Genomic DNA, 15915 nt, shown 5'->3' with positions numbered 1-15915 from the left:
CAATGCTCCACTTCCTGGTGCAAGCGCCCGTTCCCGTCGACCCCACCATCCTGACGCTGCTCATTCTGGGCAGTGCGATCATGCTGGTGCTCGGTGCGATCCGCTGGCTGATCCGGCGCGCCCACATCGTCGTGGCGATCAGCGGCGGCAGCGTCCTGGTGGTGTTCCTCACCATTCTGATCTTGGCTTATCTGGTTACCCTCAAAACGACCTGAGCATGCCGCATAATTGCCTCCTTCCCTAAGGTGAAATATCCCGCTATCAGGGGGTCGGGGGCGGTGGCTGAGCGCATCCTGGTGGTCGATGACGTCGCCGCCAACCGGTACGTGATCGGGCGATGGCTGGAGCATTCCGGCTACGAAGTGATCGAGGCCGCGAGCGGCCAGGAGGCTCTGGACGCGGTCCGGGAGCAGTTGCCGGACCTCGTCCTGCTGGATGTGCGCATGCCCGACATGGATGGATTCGAGGTGTGCGAGCGCATCAAGGCGGATCCCGCCAGCGCGGCGGTGCCGGTCATTCATCTCACCACGTCGGGGGTCGAGGTGCGGGACCGTACCCAGGGCTTGGCGCGGGGGGCGGACGCCATCATCACCGAGCCGGTCGAACCCGAGGTGCTGCTGGCGACCGTACACGCCATGCTCAGATACGCCAGCGCACGGCGACGGGTGGAGAGGCTGGCCGGGCAGCTGGCGGCCCTGGCCGACACCACGCTCGCGGTCAACTCGGCCGACGGGGTGCCGGATCTGGTACGGGCGGCGGCCGAGGGGGCGGCTCGCATGTTCGGCTGCGCGGCGTCCGTGGTGGCCTCGGCGCTGGACGGGGAGCACGCCCATGTCGCGATCGCGGGCGGGGACTCGATGCGGATTCCGGCCGGGCAGGCCGATTTCGGGGCGGCCCCGCACGGCTTCACGATCATGACGGGGCCTGGTACCGAGTGGGCGGCGTTGCTGGCGCCGTCGGCGCGGACCGGTGAGGTGCGGGTGGCGCTGGCCAGGCTCCAGGCCAAACCGCTGGTGGCCGTCCTGGTCCCGGCGGACGTGACCGCGAGCGAAGCCGATCTGCACGTGCTGTCCCAGCTCAGCCAGACCGTGGCGCTGGCCGTCGAAGGGCTGCGGTCGCTGGATGAGGGACGGCGGATCGCGCTGACGCTGCAGCGCAGCCTGCTGCCCCGGTCGCTGCCGCGGGTGCCGGGTCTGGACCTGGCCGCCCGTTACATCCCCGCCACCACCGAAGCCGAGATCGGCGGTGACTTCTACGAGCTGATCCTGCTGGGCGACCGCCTGCTGGTGGCGGTGGGCGACGTCATGGGGCATTCGCTGCACGCGGCCACGGTGATGGCGGAGATCCGGCACGCGGTCCGGGCCTACGCCAGCGAAGGGCACGGGCTGGGCGAGATCCTGCGCCGGGTCAACCAGCTCATGCTGACCTTCCTGCCCCGGGAGCTGGCCACCGTGGTGCTGCTGCTGGTCGACCCGGCCGGGGGTGAGGTGCTGCTGTGCAACGCCGGCCACCTGCCGCCGCTGCTGGTCGCGGACGGGCGGGCCGAGTACGTGCCCCTCCCCGGCCCGCTTCTCGGCGCCGACCTGCCCCGCCCGGACGAAACCGCGATCCTGCTGCCGCCCGGCGGCGCGCTGGTGCTGATCACCGACGGCCTGGTCGAGCGCCGGGATCTGGGCGTTCTCGACGGCATGGCCCGCCTCCGGGACCTGGCCGCCGTGGTGGAACCCGACCTGAACGTGTTCTGCGACCGGCTGCTGAACGGGCTGATGCCCTCCGACCGCGAGGACGACGTCGCCCTGGTGGTCCTCCGCAGATCATGAAAATCAACGCGAACCTGTCATAGGTTCCGTCGCCGCGCTCCGGCGCGTCGATCCGCTGCGGAATCCCCCGTCCGTCGGCTCTGACCAATCGCACGGGATCCCGCGATGTCCGGCTATGTCATGCTCTGGCGCGCGCCCCGCTGCGCCTGTTGGCCTTCTTGATGGCGCTGACCAGTTCCTCCTTGGTCATGCTGGAACGTCCGGCGATGTCCATTCGCTTGGCCACGTCGTACAGGTGCTGCTTGGACGCCTTGGCGTTCACGCCCTCCTCGGTCCGGCCCACGTCGCGCCGCTTGCTCGCGGCCCGCTCGTCGGACGGCCCCCGCCTGGACTTGGCCTCCCAGTGGTCACCGATCTTCTCCCAGGTGCGCTTGAGCGCCGCGTATGCGGTCCGGTGCGCGCGTTCGCCCTCGCCGTACTCCTGGACGGCGGCGTCATGCGCCTTGGCCCACGTTTCCTGGGCCCGCTTGGGGGATCGGCGCAGGGTGTCGGGCATCTCTCGTTGGGCTGGCATCTCCCGCTCCCTTCTCACGGTCCGCACGCCCATCGGCGTGCTCGTCTCCGTCCCCTCCCCCAATTCCCGTCCTGCGAACTCCCTTTTTCTCTTTGTACGCCTTCCGCCCCACCTCCCCCCACCACCATTCGACCGCCTTATGGTCATTTTTTGACGAGGGCGACGAGGAAGCAGGGGCTGAGCGCGTTCACCTGGCCGGTCCCTCCCCCTCGGCCGCCAACTCGGGGACCGTGGGCTTCTCCTTTACCGTGACCGGGAGGAACACCCACTTGCGGTAAGCCCAGAAACGGAAGAGCGTGCCCGCCGCCACGCCGATGATGTTGGCGGTGTTGAGCGCCAGTGGATTGCTCAGTCTGAGGGTGTATTCGGTGAACCCGACGCAGAGCACCTGGATGAGCAGGCCGATCCCGTTGAACATGGCGAACAACGCGAATTCCTGCATCTGCCCGGAACTGCCGCGGCTGCGCCAGGTCCAGTAGCGGTGCGCGTAGTAGGTGAAGACGGACGCCACCACGGTGGCCAGCACGACGGACGTCAACGGGCCAAGCCCGACGCCGTAGCGCAGCACGTTCGAACCGGGAACGCTGATCACGAAGGCGATCGCGCCGATCATCCCGAATGTGGTGAGTTCACGAGCGAGAAGCCGGAGCCTCCCGAAGACCGCGTGGGCCGAACGCATGTGATGGTTGTCCGCTTAAGAGTGAGATCAGGGAATGTCCGGGCACGTCTGGCGCGACGTCACGAAGATCCACTGTACCCAGTCCAGGCGTGGTGCGGTGCTGGTTCGGGACGGGCGCTAATCCCCAAGAGTGATCTACCGAAATTTCCGGAATTGGGCCTAGAGTGCCCGAAAAGGCCGGGAACGGGGAGTTGGCTTAATGATCACTGTGCGTGGGGCGGTGGCGCCTGGGTTTGAGGGGGTGCGGGAGGCGTTCGAGGACGTTGTCGCGGAAGGGCCGGATGAGCCTGGGGCGCAGCTGGCCGTGTATCGGGACGGGCAGCAGGTGGTCGATCTGTGGGCGGGGGACGGGATCGCGGGCGATTCGCTGTTCGCGGTCTTCTCCTCTACCAAGGGGGCGGCGCATCTGGTCGTGGCGTTGCTGGTGCAGGAGGGCGTACTCGATCTGGATCATCGGGTCGGCGAGTGGTGGCCGGAGTTTCCGGCCGAGATCACGCTGCGGGGGCTGCTGGCGCATCGGGCGGGCATGATCGGGGTGGATGGGGGGTTCAGCAAGGCGGAACTGGCCGACGATCGGCTGATCGCGAAGAAGCTGGCGGGGCAGCGGCCGTACTGGACTCCCGGAGCCGCCTACGGGTATCACGCCTTCGTGATCGGCGCGCTCACCGGCGAGGTGGTCCGGCGGGCGACCGGGCAATCGATTCAGGAGATATACGAGGAGCGCATCCGGGCGCCGTACAACATCGGCTTTTATCTGGGGCTGCCCGCCGAGTTCGAGTCGCGGTTCGTCCCGGCGCGTCCGATGCGTCCCGTTCCCGGGGATGTGGTCGATCCGGAGAGCCTGATCGGCGTCGCGTTCAACCTCAACGCCCCCTCCCCCACCGATCTGGTGGCCTTCGCCAACAGCCGCCAGACGCGCGCGCTGGGCCCGGCGTCCGCGGGCGGCGTCGCCAACGCGCGAGGGCTCGCCGCCCTGTACGCCGCCGCCGTCTCCGGCCTGGACGGTAAACCGCCGCTGCTGAGCCCGGCCACGATCACGGAGTTCGCCCGCCTGCACACGCCGGGAACCGACCTGGTCACCGGCGACGTGAACAAGTTCGCGCTCGGCTTCGAAGCCGTGCCGCTGCTCTACCCCGCGCTGGGCCCCGACGCCTTCGGCCACAGCGGCGCGGCGGGCTCGCAGGCGTTCGCCGACCCGCGCAGCGGCATCGCCTACGGCTACGCGCGGCGGCGGCTGCCCGTCCCGGCGGGCGCGGCCCCGGAGAACGAGCGCCTGATCCCGGCCGTCCTACAGTGCGCCCGCTTCGGCTAGCAGGCCCTCGCAGGCGGCCAGCAGCCGCCGGCGGAGCGGGGCGGCCCGCTCGGCGAAATCCCGCTGGGCGGCCGCGTACTCGATCCGGCCCGCCGGGGTCTCGACCGGGATGGGCGGGTAGCCGTGGTGGCTCAGGTCGTAGGGACTGGCCCGCATGTCGACCGCGCGGATGTCCCTGGCCAGTTCGAAGCAGTCGGCCACCAGCTCGGCCGGCACCAGCGGGGAGAGTTTGCTCGCCCACTTGTAGAGGTCCATGTTGGCGTGCAGGCAGCCGGGCTGTTCGCGTTCGGCCTGGTGTTCGCGGGTGAGCTGGGCCTGGTTCAGCGGGCGGGCCTGCGGGGTGAAGAACCGGAACGCGTCGAAATGGCTGCACCGCAGCGGGCGTTCCTCGACGACGGCGGCCACCGCCTCCGGTGACATGCGCAGCGGCTGCGTGGCGTGCCTGACCCGGTCGGGCGGCAGGCGGTAGACCATCGCCCACTCGTGCATGCCGAAACACCCGAACTGCCCGGGCCGCCCGGCGGTCGCCGCCAGCAGGCCCGCGACCCACGTGAGGGTCTCCCGCCGCCGCGGCACGAGCGCGGCCGTGTCCAGGGTCGCGCCGCCTTCGACGTCGACGTATCCCGTCCCGAACTTCCGCGCCCCCTCAAGCACGACGCCTGCCCCTGGATGCCACCGCCGCAACCGGCTCGGCCGATACCCGTAGTAGCTGAACAGGAAGTCCTCCACCGGGTGCGCCACCCCGGCCCTGCGACGGCTCAGATGCGGGCCGATCCACCCGTCCACGCGCCGCCGATGAGCCTCGGCCCTGGCCTCCCATTCCCGCCTGTCGAGCACACGCACCGAATCATGCTAGCCGCCGGTGTGCGGGGCCGTGCGGGGCGCGGCAGTGGGTGGGGGGAGCGCCGACCGTGAGGAGTTCCTGGGGGGCGTGGTCGACCTGGAGGGTGGTGTGGGCGATGCCGTACTCGTCGTGGAGGAGTTTTTCCGCGGCGAGCCGGGCGGCGTGGCAGTCGGCGCCGGGCTTGACCAGGATGTGGGCGGACATCGCGGGGTAGCCGGAGGTGACCTCCCAGATGTGCAGGTCGTGGACTTCCACCACGGAGTCGAGGGAGGCGGCCCTGCCGCCGATCTCGGCGGGGTTCATGCCGACGGGGGCGGCTTCCATGAAGACGCGGCCGGAGTCGCGGACCAGACCCCAGCCGGCCCGCAGCATCAGGGCGGCGACGATCAGGGCGGCGAGGGCGTCGGCGCGGCCCCAGCCGGTGAGCCAGACGACCGCTCCGGCGATCGTGGTGGCGATGAAGGCGAACAGGTCGTTGAGGATGTGCTGGTAGGCGCCTTCGACGTTGAGGCTGGTCCGGTTGGCCTTGGACATCAGCCAGGTGGCCGCCAGGTTGATCGCGATGCCCGCCAGGCCGGTCACGACCACGTACAGGCCCTCGACGTCGGGAGGTTCGACGATCCGGCGTACCCCCTCGACGATGAAGTACGCGCTGAGCAGGAGCAGGGTGAGGCCGTTGAGCTGGGCGGAGATGATCTCGGCGCGTTTGAGGCCGTAGGTGTAGCCGCCGCGGGGCGGGCGCGCGGAGATGCGCATCGCGATCAGGGCGACGACGATGGCGATGGCGTCGGTGAGCATGTGCCCGGCGTCGGAGATCAGCGCCAGCGATTGGGCGATGACGCCGATGACGACCTCGATCGCCATGAATCCGGTGATCAGCGCGAGGGCGCCCGTCAGATACCGGCGGTCGCCGCCCGCCGCGTGCCTGTGACCGTGCTCAGCCACCGCGCCGCTCCTCGTCATGGCCGATGTGGGTGATCGCGAGGTCGAACAGCATGCGGACGTGGGAGTCGGCCAGCTGGTAGTAGGCCATCCGCCCGGAGCGGCGCACCTTGACCACCCGGTGGGTGCGCAGCAGGCGCAGCGCGTGCGAGGCGGCGGACATGCTCTGCCCGGTGGCGGCGGCCAGGTCGCACACGCACATCTCGCCGCCTTCGAGCAGCGCGGCCATCAGGCGCAACCGGCCAGGGTCGGCCAGCAGTGAGAACACGTCGGCGAGCTCGCGCACCACGTCGTCGGACGGCAACGTGCGGCGGACGGCGGCGACCCGGTCGGCGTCCACGACGGGAGTGGAACAAGCGTCGGGCGACAGCGCCACTACAACACTTGAATCATTGTTCATATGCCGGAGTGTAGGTCGCACTCCGGGGATCTTCAACACTCACTTGAACAGTTGCTCAGATGTGTAATCGTTGAGTAACTGGATATCAACGCTTTGTAATCAAAGCACGTCGTTCGCCAAGACATCCACAAGGGAGTGCTCGTGTTGCCGCTCGATCTCCGATCTCCTGCCCTGGCGGTGTGGCTGGCCGCCGCCCTGATCTGCCTCTCGACGCTGGCCGGGGCGTGGCTGGCCCGGCGGAAAGCGCGGCAGGTCACCGGATGGCTGGCCATCGCGTCCGCGTTGATGCTGGTCACCGCGTTGATCGATATGCTGCCCGACGCCTGGCGGGGGGCGGCGGAGAACGGCGTCCCGCTGTGGGCGGTGGGGCTGGCGATCCTGTCCGGCTTCCTGGTGATCACCTACTTCACCCGGAAGGGCTGCGGGCACGAGCACACCGGCCCCGCCGGTGGGAATCACGCGCCCGGGCTGCACCGCCGCGTCAAGGAGGTGCTCAGCGCGGCCGTGTTCAGCGGCATGGGCACCGCCGCCGCGCTCTCCGTGCACCGCGCGGTCGAGGGCGCCACGCTCGCCCTGACCACCTCGGCCATCGTGGTGATCGCCCTCATGGTCCACTCCACCAGCGAGGGCCTCGCCCTGACCACCCTGCTCGACATGGCCTCCCGGCGGCTGGCGCCGTGGCTGGTCCTCTCCTGTGTCAGCCCCGCCGTCGGCATCCTGATCGCCACCATCGGTCCCCTGCCGCCGCGGGTGGAGCCCATCCTGATCGGCGTGGTGGCGGGGGTGCTGCTCCGTACGGCGCTGGTGGGCCTGAAACTGGCCGCGATCCGGCAGGCGGACGGGCGGCTGCCGAGGCGGCACGCGGTGAGCGCGATCGGCGTCGCGGGCACGGTGGCGGTTCTGCTCGCCGCCGCCCACCTGCTGCCCCGCGGCGGCGAGCATCCCACCGCCGCCGGGCAGATGATGATCCGGCTACCCCAGCCGGTGCCGACCCCGACTCCGACTCGCTTCTCCCCGGTCAGCAGGGAGCACCTGCGCGCCGCCGTCGCCGCGGGCTACATGAGCCTGTCTGAGGTGTTCGCGCGGACCGACGACCTGACCAAGGGGACGCACATCGGGTGGCTGCTGCGCACCCTGCCCGGCCACCAGCCGGACGAAGTCAAGAAATTGCTCGCCGCCAACGACATCCCGCCCGATCACCGGCTCGGCGATCTGTCGGACCGGCAGCGGGCGTACCTGCTGGAAGTCATCTCCACTCCGCGAAAGGCTCGGTGAACGATCCCATGACCGACAGGACGCTGACCGCCGACGATGTCCGCGCCAAAGTGTTCACGACCGGGCGGCTCCGTGAGGGCTACGACCTCGCCGAAGTCGACGTCTTCCTGAACGAGGTGGCGGCCAGCCTGCGCCGGCTGCACCAGGAGAACGCCCACCTGAAAGGCCTCGTCGCCGATCCGAAGACGGCGACGCTGCTGATCGTCAACGCGCGGGAGGAGGCGGCGACGATCATCTCGGAGGCCCAGGACCGCGCCCGCGCCCTCGAGGAGGAGACGCGCGAGCGCCTGGGCAGGGCCACCGACATCCTCGCCGAAGCCCATACGGCGGGAGTACGGGAACTCGACCGCTGGCGCACCGGCCTTGAAGATCAGCTCGCCCAGATCAAGGACGCGGTGGTCGCGTCGTGACGTTGAGTACGGGGTTACTCAAGGCGTACGACAGGTGACGGAGAGACGATGGGCGAAGTCCGTGACATGGAAAGGCGGAGCGATGGACGAGTTCGAGACACATCTGGCGCGTGCCGACGCGGGGCGCGCGCGGGCGGTGGCGGCTACCGAGTCGCCGTTCACGATCGAGGTGCGGTTCCTGGGTGGTCTGAGCGAGACGCAGAAGGCGGCGTTCGCGGCCGCGGCCGACCGGTGGGCGCGGATGATCGTCGGCGATCTGCCCGACGTCGCCATTCCCGACGTGCCGGAACTGCCCGCGGGCCTCACCCCGGGAGAGGCCATCGACGACATCGTGATCCTCGCCCAGGGCGCCAAGATCGACGGTGCGGGGACGCCGGAGGGCAACATTCTGGGGCAGGCGCGGCCGATTCTCGTGCGGACGGGGAGCCGTCTCCCGGCGGTCGGCACGATGACCTTCGACAGTTTCGACCTGGACCGGATGGAACAGTCGGGGCTCCTGCACGATGTGATCGTGCATGAGATGGGGCATGCGCTGGGACTCGGCGGGGGGATCTGGCAGGACCTGCGCCTCGTGGAAGGGCTTGGCACCACCGACCCGGTCTTCACGGGCGCGAGGGCCCGTGAGGTGTTCGCGTCCCTGCTCGGCAGCGCTGAACCGCACGTCGTCCCGGTGGAGAACGTGGGCGGTCCCGGCAGTGCCGGCTCGCACTGGCGGGAGTCGGTGTTCGGCGCCGAGCTCATGACCAGCAGGGTCGGCACCGGTCTCGGCAATCCGCTGAGCCGTCTCACGGTGGCGGCGCTGGGGGACATGGGCTACCAGGTCGACATGGCGGCGGCGGAACCGTATGTGCTGCCGTCTCCGCTCTTCCTGGCCGAGATGCGCGCGGCGGCTCTGGACGCCACGCTCTTCTGCGGCGTCTCTCAGGAGGAGCCGCCTGGGCTCATCTGAACGGGCACCATGGAGGGATGCGGATCGGCGTCTTCCTCATCGCGGCGGGATCTTCCCGGCGCCCGCCGGGACAGGTCCTGCGGGACACCATGGAGGCGATCGTCGCCGCCGAGGACGCGGGGTTCGACGACGCGTGGATCGCGGAGCACCACTTCATGTCGTACGGGGTGTGCCCGTCCGCGATCACGCTGGCGGCGATGGCCCTGGGCCGTACCGAGCGGATCGGGGTCGGGACGGCGGTGAGCGTGCTGTCCACGACGCATCCGGTGGCGCTGGCCGAGCAGGCGGCCATGCTGCACCATCTGTCCGGCGGCCGGTTCACGCTGGGCGTGGGGCGGGGCGGGCCGTGGGTGGACCTGGAGGTGTTCGGCGCGGATCTGGACAGGTGGGAACGGGGGTTCCCGGAATCTCTCGATCTGCTGTGCCGGGCGCTGAGCGAGCCTTCGGTGGCGGCGAGCGGGGAGTTCTTCCGGTTCCGCGAGGTGGCGATGGTGCCGTCGGCGCGGATGCGGCCGGTGGTGGCCCGGGCCTCGGGGCGTACGACACGGGTGGCCGCGGAGCGGGGCTTGGGCATGCTGCTGGGGATGGAGCTGGACGACGCGGCCAAGGCACTGATTCTGGCTGAATATGCGGATATATCCCCGATAGACGCCCCGCACTTGGCCGCGGTGGTCGCTTTCGTGGGTGATTCAACCAAGAAGACCCAGGACGAACTGAGAACCCAGCTTCCCCTGTGGCTCGAACCCGGCATAGCCGGATATGTACGCGTAGACGGCCAGCCCCGGCAGACCCGCGACCTGGACGAATACGTAAATTTCCTGACCCGCGTGCATCCCGTCGGCGACGCCGATCACTGCGTGGAAACGCTCAGAGCCACCCACGAGACGACCGGCCTCCGCCATCTCATCCTCATGGTGGAGGGCATGAGCGACCACCGCCGCACCTTGGAGAACATCCGCCGCCTAGGCTCAGAGGTCCTCCCCCGGCTCAGGAACTGATCAGCGCTCCTTCTCCGGCATGGCGATCGGCACCCGGGTCCCGGCCTGCTTGGCCTCGGCCATGTTGACGCAGATCTCCAGAATGCCCTTGTCATAGGTAGCGGTGACCTCGTCCTCCTTCGCCCCCGTGGGCAGCGTGACCGACCGGGTCATGCTGCCGTAGCGGAATTCGCTGCGGCCGCCTTCCTTCTCCTCCTGGTGGCGCTCCGCGTGGATGGTCAGCATGCCGCCCGCGACGGTCACCTCGACGTCCTTGGCCGGGTCCACGCCGGGGAGTTCGCACCGAAGCACATACTGGCCGTCCCGGACGAAGTCCTCGAACCGCAGCGACTGGCCCATCGGGCGCAGGCTGAGGAGCGGCGATTCCAGCATGTCGAAGATCTCCGGGAAGAAGCCCCGGTCGCGGCGCATCATCATACCCATGGCGTTCACCTCCGTGTCGCTTTCTTCCAGCTCAGTCCGGACGCGACCGCGAGGGTAGGGGCAGAAGTCCCTAATGCCCGTCGAAGGGGCGCTCCATCTCGTCCAGTACGCGTTCGATGACCTCGCCTGGGCGGCCGGGCTGCCCGTCCTGAACCCACAGGCGCATGGCGATGCGCACGGAGGCGAGGAAGGCGGTGGCCAGGACGTGGGCGCGGATCGGGCCCACTCCGTCGCGTTCGGCCACGACCGCGGCCAGGTCGCGCTCCAGGGCGGCGTGGTTGCCCAGCTGGACGGCCAGCAGGCCGGGATGGGTGAGGGCGAGCCTGGTGCGGATCGCCCATTCGCTGACGGTGTGCTCGTCCCGGTCGGCCATGGTGGCGACGACCGCGCGCATCGCCGTCCAGGCGGACTCGCCGGAGGGGCGGTCGTGGATGGCGGCGAGCAGGGCGCGCATCTGCTGGCCGTCCGCGTAGAGCAGGGCGTCTTCCTTGCCGGTGAAATAGTTCGAGAACGATCTGCGCGAGATGCCCGCCGCCTCGGTGATCTCGTCGATCGTGACGTTGTCGATGCCGCGCTCGATGGTGAGCCGCATCGCCGCGTCGTGCACGGCCTGCCGGGTGGCGGCCTTCTTGCGTTCGCGAAGCCCTGAAGTGCCTGCCATCACGATCACCACCTCCACGAGTAAATATACCTACATCTCAGGCATACTTGCCACATAGGCATTTTTGCCGGAAAGGCAGGTAGCGTGGCTGGGTGAGCTCGTACGTTCACGCAACGGAGGACGCGATGATCGACACATCCGGGACGAACATGCTGCGGTTTCCCTTCCGCCCGCGACACGGAGATCCCCTGACGCCGCGTGCGGTCTCCCTCCCCGACGGGATCGGGCAGGTGGAGCTGCCCACCGGCCAGATCTCCTGGCTGGTCAGCCGGCACGAGCATGTGCGCCAGGTGCTCCGCAGCCCGGACTTCTCCAGCGATTTCACCAAACCGGGCTTTCCGATGATCCGGGCCCTGCCGCAGCCGCCGGACGGCCCGCCGCCGGGCATGTTCATCCGCATGGACGGGCTGGACCACGCCCGGCTCCGGCGCATGCTCGTCCCCGAGTTCATGATCAGGCAGATTCGCACGCTGGAACCGCTGATCAGGGAGACCGTCGTCGGCGCGCTGGACGCCATGCGGGCGCACGGGGCGCCCGCCGACCTCGTCGAGTGGTTCGCGCTGCCCGTGCCCTCGATGGTGATCTGCCATCTGCTCGGTGTGCCGTACAGCGACCACACGTTCTTCCAGGACCGCAGCCGCGTCATGCTGGCGTGGTCCACCCCGCCGCAGGAGGCCCTGGCCGCGCGGGACGAGATCCACGACTACCTCGACAAGCTGGTACGGCAGCGGGACGGCGGCGCGGACCTGATCAGCCGGCTCGCCGCCGAGCGGGTGGCCACCGGCGAGATGACCGCGGACGAGCTGTCCGGGGTGGCGCTGCTGCTCCTGGTCGCCGGACACGAGACCACCTCGAACATGATCGGCCTGAGCACGCTGGCCCTCCTGCAGAATCCCGAGCAGATGCGGCGGCTCCGGGCCGAGCCCGAGTCGATGGACGACGCGGTGGAGGAGCTGCTGCGCTACCTGAGCATCGTGCGGACCGGCCTCACCCGGGCGGCCATGGCCGACACCGAGATCGGCGGCCAGGTCATCAAGGCCGGGGAGGGCGTGATCGCGCTGGTGTCCGGCGCCAACCACGACGCCGCCGTCTTCACCGAACCCGGCGACCTCGACCTGGCCCGCGGCTCCCACCAGCACATGGCCTTCGGTTTCGGCGTGCACCAGTGCCTGGGCCAGCCGCTGGCCCGGGCCGAGCTGCGCATCGCCCTCACGGAACTCCTCACCCGGCTGCCCGGCCTCGCCCTCGCCGTCGACCCGGCCGAGGTCAAGTACCGCGACGCCGTCATCTTCGGCGCCCAGCGCCTGCCGGTCACCTGGTGAACGCCATCTCCGTGCCACCACTGATGCCGGACCCGCGCACGGGTGCGACCATCGAGCCGTGGCCCGGAGTGTGCTGATCGTCGACGACCATGACGGCTTCCGTTCCTCGGCTCGGGCGCTGCTCGAGGCGGGCGGTTTCGTCGTCGCCGGTGACGCGGCGACCGGCGCGGAGGCCGTCGCCGCCGCCGACCGGCTCCGCCCTGACGTGGTCCTGCTCGACATCCAGCTGCCCGACCTGGATGGTTTCGCGGTGGCCGCGCGCCTCACCGGGCTGGCGGATCCGCCGGTGGTCGTGTTCGTGTCGAGCCGGGACGCCGTGACGTACGGTCCCCGGCTGCGGGGAGCCCGTTTCCTCCCCAAGCACGAACTGTCTGGTCCGGCGCTCAGCGGTCTCCTCGGGTGACGGCGTGCGGGCGCCGATCCTGGTCCTGGCGATCGTGGCGGGTCTCGCGTCGGAGTGGGTGGCCTACCGCTGGGAGCAGCCCGGACGGTGGATCCCCGACCTGTTGACCGGCCTCGTGCTCGTCGGCGCCGGCCTGTACGCGCGCAAAGCCCCGGGGACGCTGCTCATCGCGACCGGATTCGCCTGGTTCGCCGGGAATCTGGATCCGGCCTTGTGGTACTGGCACCGGGGGCCGTTGATCCACCTGCTGCTCATGTTCCCGGGCTGGCGGCCCACGACCCGGGTCGGCTGGGCGGCGGTCGGGACCGGCTACGTGGCCGCCGTCGTCCAGCCCGTCTGGAACACGGACCTGGCCGCCGTCGCGCTGGTCTCCGCGCTGCTCGTCGCCGGGGGCACCCGGCGGGCGGCCATCGCCTTCGCCCTCGCCGTGTACGGCGGCGCCGCAAGCCGCCTCGCCTTCCCCGCCGGGGAGGTCGCCTTCCCCGCGGCCCTCGGCTACCAGGCCGTCCTGTGCGGCATCGCGGTCACCCTGGCCTGGACGCTCCGACGGCCCGGCCACGAGGCGGTCACCGACCAGGTCATCGAGCTCGCCCGGCCTGGCTCCCTTCGTGCCGCGCTGGCCGAGACCCTCGGCGACCCGGGCCTGAGGGTCGGCTTCTGGCGGGACGGCGGCTATCTGGACGAACGCGGCGTCCTGATCGCGCTCCCCGCCGGGGATCTGGCCACGACATTCATCGGCAGTGACGGCGAGCCCTTCGCCGTCATCGTGCACGATCGGGCCGTGCTCACCGGCACATCCATGATCGAGGCTGTGGGCACCGCTGCCAGGCTGACCGCCGTGAACGCCGCGCTTCAGGCCGAGGTGGGCGCGCAGGCCGCCGAACTCGTGGCCTCCCGTCGGCGGCTCATGGTGGCCGCCGACGAGGAGCGCCGCCACCTCGCCGAGCGCCTGCAGGAGGGTCCCGTGCGGCGCCTCACCGGCCTGCTCGACACCCTCAAATCGGGCAGAGCCGCCGATCACCTGGCCAGTACTCTCCAGGAGCTGGACGACCTCGCCCACGGCCTGCATCCCCGCGAGCTCAGTGGCGGCCTCGCACCCGCCCTGGCCGCGCTCGCCGCGCGTTCCCCGGTGCCGGTACGGCTGAACGCGTCCCCGGAACCGCTCCCGGCGGATATCGAGGCAGCCGTCTACTTCGTGTGCGCCGAAGCCCTGGCCAACGTTGCCAAGCACGCCGCCGCCTCGACGGTCTCCATCACGCTCACGCGACACGACGCGGAACTCTCCTTGAGCGTGCACGACGACGGCGTCGGCGGCGCCGATCCCTCCCAGGGCAGCGGCCTGCGCGGACTGTCGGATCGCGTCGAGACGTTCGGCGGTCGCCTCTCCGTCGACTCCGCGCCGGGCAACGGAACGCGGCTCGTCGCCGAGATCCCCGTCGCCGACGAGCCGCGCTGAAAGCGTCAGCCGATCTTCTTCCACGGTTCGCTGCCGAACAGCACGTACATGAGCGACTCCTCCCCCGGCTGGCCCGCCTCCACGTCGACGAACCTGAGCTCGCCGCCGTCGAGCCGCCACCCGGCGGAGAACAGGTCGCCGCCCGCGGTGCCGCACAGGACCTCGCGGAAGGAGAGCACGACCCTTCCGCCGGTGGCCGTGTAAGGGCCGTAGCAGTCCGCGCTGTCCGGACTTCCGCCGACGTGGTGGCGCCAGGTGCCCGCTGTGAAGGTCAAGGTGGAAATGCCCGAGTTGTCGCGCGCCCAGGCGGGATGCACCTTGGAGTCGAGGAACCGCTGCATCGGGATCTCCGCCCGGTAGACCCCTTCGGGAAACTTCGCCGCCGCGCTGCTCTTCGCGAGCGTCCCCGTGCTCTTCCTGCCGTCGCAGGGGATGGCGATTTGCGCCGCCGGGGCGTTCTTCTTCAGCTCGCGTATACGCTCGATCATCCCCTTGACCTGGGGGTCCTTCTCCAGCGTCGCGTAGACCGGCTGGGCGGCCCGTGCCAGAGCGGCGATGTCGCCGTCCGCCGCGTAGACGACCGCTCCGCCGTACGAGCAGAACGCCCGGCCCGCCTCGATCTCCGAGGGGCGGTGGGATCGGGCCCAGACGGCGGCCGACGCCGCCGCTTCCGTCACTGCGGCGCGCTGCCGCTCGGACAGGCCGGCCAGCACCGAGGAGCGGATGACGAGCGTGTTCACCTTCGGGAAGAACGTCACGTTGGCGGCGGCCACGCTCGCGGGCAGCGAGGACGACGCCCAGGTGTAGGAGGATTCCATCCCGGCCAGGGACTTGGCGGCGATCGCCTGTCCCATCGCGTCGCCCGGCAGGTCGGCGGGTTCCGCGCCGAACGCCCGGAAGAGCGCGTAGGCGGTGTCGGAATGCGGGGCGCGGAACGTCTTCCCGGCGAAGTCCGCGGGTGAGGTGAGCGGGCCGTGCACGCCGAACGGGTGCCGCAACCCGTCGGGAAGGAGGGCCAGACCGGTCAGACCGGCTTTGGTCAGGCCGCCGAGCAGCTGCGCGGCCAGGGCGTCGTCGGCGAGGATCCGGTCCACCAGATAGTCGCTCGTGACGAGGAACGGCGCGTGCAGCGCGCTCATGGTGGTGATGCCCTCGGTGTCCCACGCGCGGGCCGGGATCAGCCCCATGTCGAGATCTCCCCCGGTGACCAGCCGCGCCACCGCCTGGTCCCACTGGGTCACCGGCCCGGCCGCGTTCCACTTCGGCTGAACACGTACCGTGCCGCCGGATTTCGCCTGGACCAGCCGCGCGAACTCCTCGACGGCGTCGGCCCCGGGCAGCCCCGGCGTGTCGTCGGTCCCCAGCGTCAGCGTGGTGACGGCGGGCCCCGGGCCGCTCTTCCCACCCTGCGTCGCGCTCGCGCAGGCCACCACGAGCGCGGCCGTCGCGGCGAGGACCACGACGTTTCTCAGTCTCATGACCACCCTCCCTTGATGTCAGCATCGAC

General features: G+C 70.2%; 18 protein-coding genes. 10 read left to right on the top strand and 8 right to left on the bottom strand.

All coding sequences use genetic code 11. From position 1 onward, the window contains the following. The first annotated feature begins 2 nt into the window (after positions 1 to 2). A complete protein-coding gene (locus tag ABGB08_RS18780; RefSeq protein WP_347591933.1) occupies positions 3 to 215 on the top strand; it encodes a hypothetical protein in 213 nt (70 codons plus the stop codon). A 63-nt stretch (positions 216 to 278) separates the two neighbouring features. Next, complete coding sequence (locus ABGB08_RS18775; RefSeq protein ID WP_347591931.1) at positions 279 to 1820, top strand: fused response regulator/phosphatase; 1542 nt, start codon at positions 279 to 281, stop codon at positions 1818 to 1820. A 118-nt stretch (positions 1821 to 1938) separates the two neighbouring features. Here ABGB08_RS18775 and ABGB08_RS18770 read toward each other — a convergent pair whose 3' ends face one another. Continuing rightward, a complete protein-coding gene (locus ABGB08_RS18770) occupies positions 1939 to 2334 on the bottom strand; it encodes a ChaB family protein (RefSeq protein ID WP_347591929.1) in 396 nt (131 codons plus the stop codon). A gap of 187 nt (positions 2335 to 2521) precedes the next feature. Continuing rightward, entirely contained in the window at positions 2522 to 3013 is a 492-nt protein-coding gene (locus tag ABGB08_RS18765; protein WP_347591927.1) for a GtrA family protein, read from the bottom strand. A gap of 199 nt (positions 3014 to 3212) precedes the next feature. On the opposite strand from ABGB08_RS18765, the gene ABGB08_RS18760 reads away from it, so the two are divergent. Next, positions 3213 to 4325: a serine hydrolase domain-containing protein gene (locus tag ABGB08_RS18760; RefSeq protein WP_347591925.1), complete on the top strand. Its 1113-nt coding sequence runs from the start codon at positions 3213 to 3215 to the stop codon at positions 4323 to 4325. Here the strand turns inward: ABGB08_RS18760 and ABGB08_RS18755 are convergent. From ABGB08_RS18755 to ABGB08_RS18745, 3 genes are read right to left on the bottom strand one after another with little or no spacing between them, the layout of a single operon-like run. Then, a complete protein-coding gene (locus tag ABGB08_RS18755) occupies positions 4302 to 5168 on the bottom strand; it encodes a 3-methyladenine DNA glycosylase (protein WP_347591923.1) in 867 nt (288 codons plus the stop codon). The two genes, ABGB08_RS18760 and ABGB08_RS18755, sit on opposite strands and share 24 nt — an antisense overlap. A 4-nt stretch (positions 5169 to 5172) precedes the next feature. Further along, positions 5173 to 6114 (bottom strand): cation diffusion facilitator family transporter, encoded by a 942-nt coding sequence (locus ABGB08_RS18750; protein ID WP_347591921.1) that lies wholly within the window; start codon positions 6112 to 6114, stop codon positions 5173 to 5175. Next, positions 6107 to 6511 carry a metalloregulator ArsR/SmtB family transcription factor gene (locus ABGB08_RS18745; RefSeq protein WP_155354254.1) on the bottom strand — a complete coding sequence of 135 codons (405 nt, stop codon included), beginning with the start codon at positions 6509 to 6511 and terminating at the stop codon, positions 6107 to 6109. The genes ABGB08_RS18750 and ABGB08_RS18745 overlap by 8 nt, the downstream gene beginning before the upstream one ends. 141 nt (positions 6512 to 6652) lie before the next feature. Between ABGB08_RS18745 and ABGB08_RS18740 the strand changes: the two genes are divergently transcribed. The 4 genes from ABGB08_RS18740 (at position 6653) to ABGB08_RS18725 (ending at position 10143) form a co-directional block, all read left to right on the top strand. After that, complete coding sequence (locus ABGB08_RS18740) at positions 6653 to 7786, top strand: hypothetical protein (protein ID WP_347591919.1); 1134 nt, start codon at positions 6653 to 6655, stop codon at positions 7784 to 7786. A gap of 8 nt (positions 7787 to 7794) precedes the next feature. Continuing rightward, positions 7795 to 8196: a DivIVA domain-containing protein gene (locus tag ABGB08_RS18735; protein ID WP_347591917.1), complete on the top strand. Its 402-nt coding sequence runs from the start codon at positions 7795 to 7797 to the stop codon at positions 8194 to 8196. Between the two features lie 82 nt (positions 8197 to 8278). Continuing rightward, the gene (locus tag ABGB08_RS18730; RefSeq protein WP_347591915.1) at positions 8279 to 9145 is read left to right on the top strand and encodes a leishmanolysin-related zinc metalloendopeptidase; all 867 of its coding nucleotides are present in this window, start codon (positions 8279 to 8281) and stop codon (positions 9143 to 9145) included. A gap of 17 nt (positions 9146 to 9162) precedes the next feature. After that, on the top strand, positions 9163 to 10143 hold the full coding sequence (locus tag ABGB08_RS18725; RefSeq protein ID WP_347591913.1) for an LLM class flavin-dependent oxidoreductase: 981 nt from the start codon (positions 9163 to 9165) through the stop codon (positions 10141 to 10143). Here ABGB08_RS18725 and ABGB08_RS18720 read toward each other — a convergent pair whose 3' ends face one another. Further along, positions 10144 to 10566, bottom strand: coding sequence for an Hsp20/alpha crystallin family protein (locus ABGB08_RS18720; RefSeq protein ID WP_347591911.1), 423 nt, complete (start codon positions 10564 to 10566; stop codon positions 10144 to 10146). A 70-nt stretch (positions 10567 to 10636) separates the two neighbouring features. After that, positions 10637 to 11227, bottom strand: coding sequence for a TetR family transcriptional regulator (locus ABGB08_RS18715; RefSeq protein WP_347591909.1), 591 nt, complete (start codon positions 11225 to 11227; stop codon positions 10637 to 10639). 125 nt (positions 11228 to 11352) lie between these two features. Between ABGB08_RS18715 and ABGB08_RS18710 the strand changes: the two genes are divergently transcribed. The 3 genes from ABGB08_RS18710 to ABGB08_RS18700 are packed head-to-tail and all read left to right on the top strand — an operon-like array spanning position 11353 to position 14408. Further along, a complete protein-coding gene (locus tag ABGB08_RS18710; RefSeq protein WP_347591908.1) occupies positions 11353 to 12549 on the top strand; it encodes a cytochrome P450 in 1197 nt (398 codons plus the stop codon). Positions 12550 to 12607: 58 nt separating this feature from the next. Beyond that, positions 12608 to 12952, top strand: a complete 345-nt coding sequence (locus ABGB08_RS18705; protein WP_347591906.1) for a response regulator — start codon at positions 12608 to 12610, stop codon at positions 12950 to 12952. A gap of 4 nt (positions 12953 to 12956) precedes the next feature. Further along, positions 12957 to 14408 (top strand): ATP-binding protein, encoded by a 1452-nt coding sequence (locus ABGB08_RS18700; RefSeq protein ID WP_347591904.1) that lies wholly within the window; start codon positions 12957 to 12959, stop codon positions 14406 to 14408. 5 nt (positions 14409 to 14413) lie between these two features. Here ABGB08_RS18700 and dctP read toward each other — a convergent pair whose 3' ends face one another. Next, positions 14414 to 15886, bottom strand: coding sequence for a TRAP transporter substrate-binding protein DctP (gene dctP, locus ABGB08_RS18695; RefSeq protein ID WP_347591902.1), 1473 nt, complete (start codon positions 15884 to 15886; stop codon positions 14414 to 14416). Between the last annotated feature and the right edge of the window lie 29 nt (positions 15887 to 15915).

Source organism: Acrocarpospora sp. B8E8, from assembly GCF_039871605.1.
GTDB classification, from domain to species: Bacteria; Actinomycetota; Actinomycetes; order Streptosporangiales; family Streptosporangiaceae; genus Acrocarpospora; species Acrocarpospora macrocephala.
The sequence above is the reverse complement of the archived record's forward strand: the minus strand, read 5'-3'. Positions and strand labels throughout refer to the sequence as shown.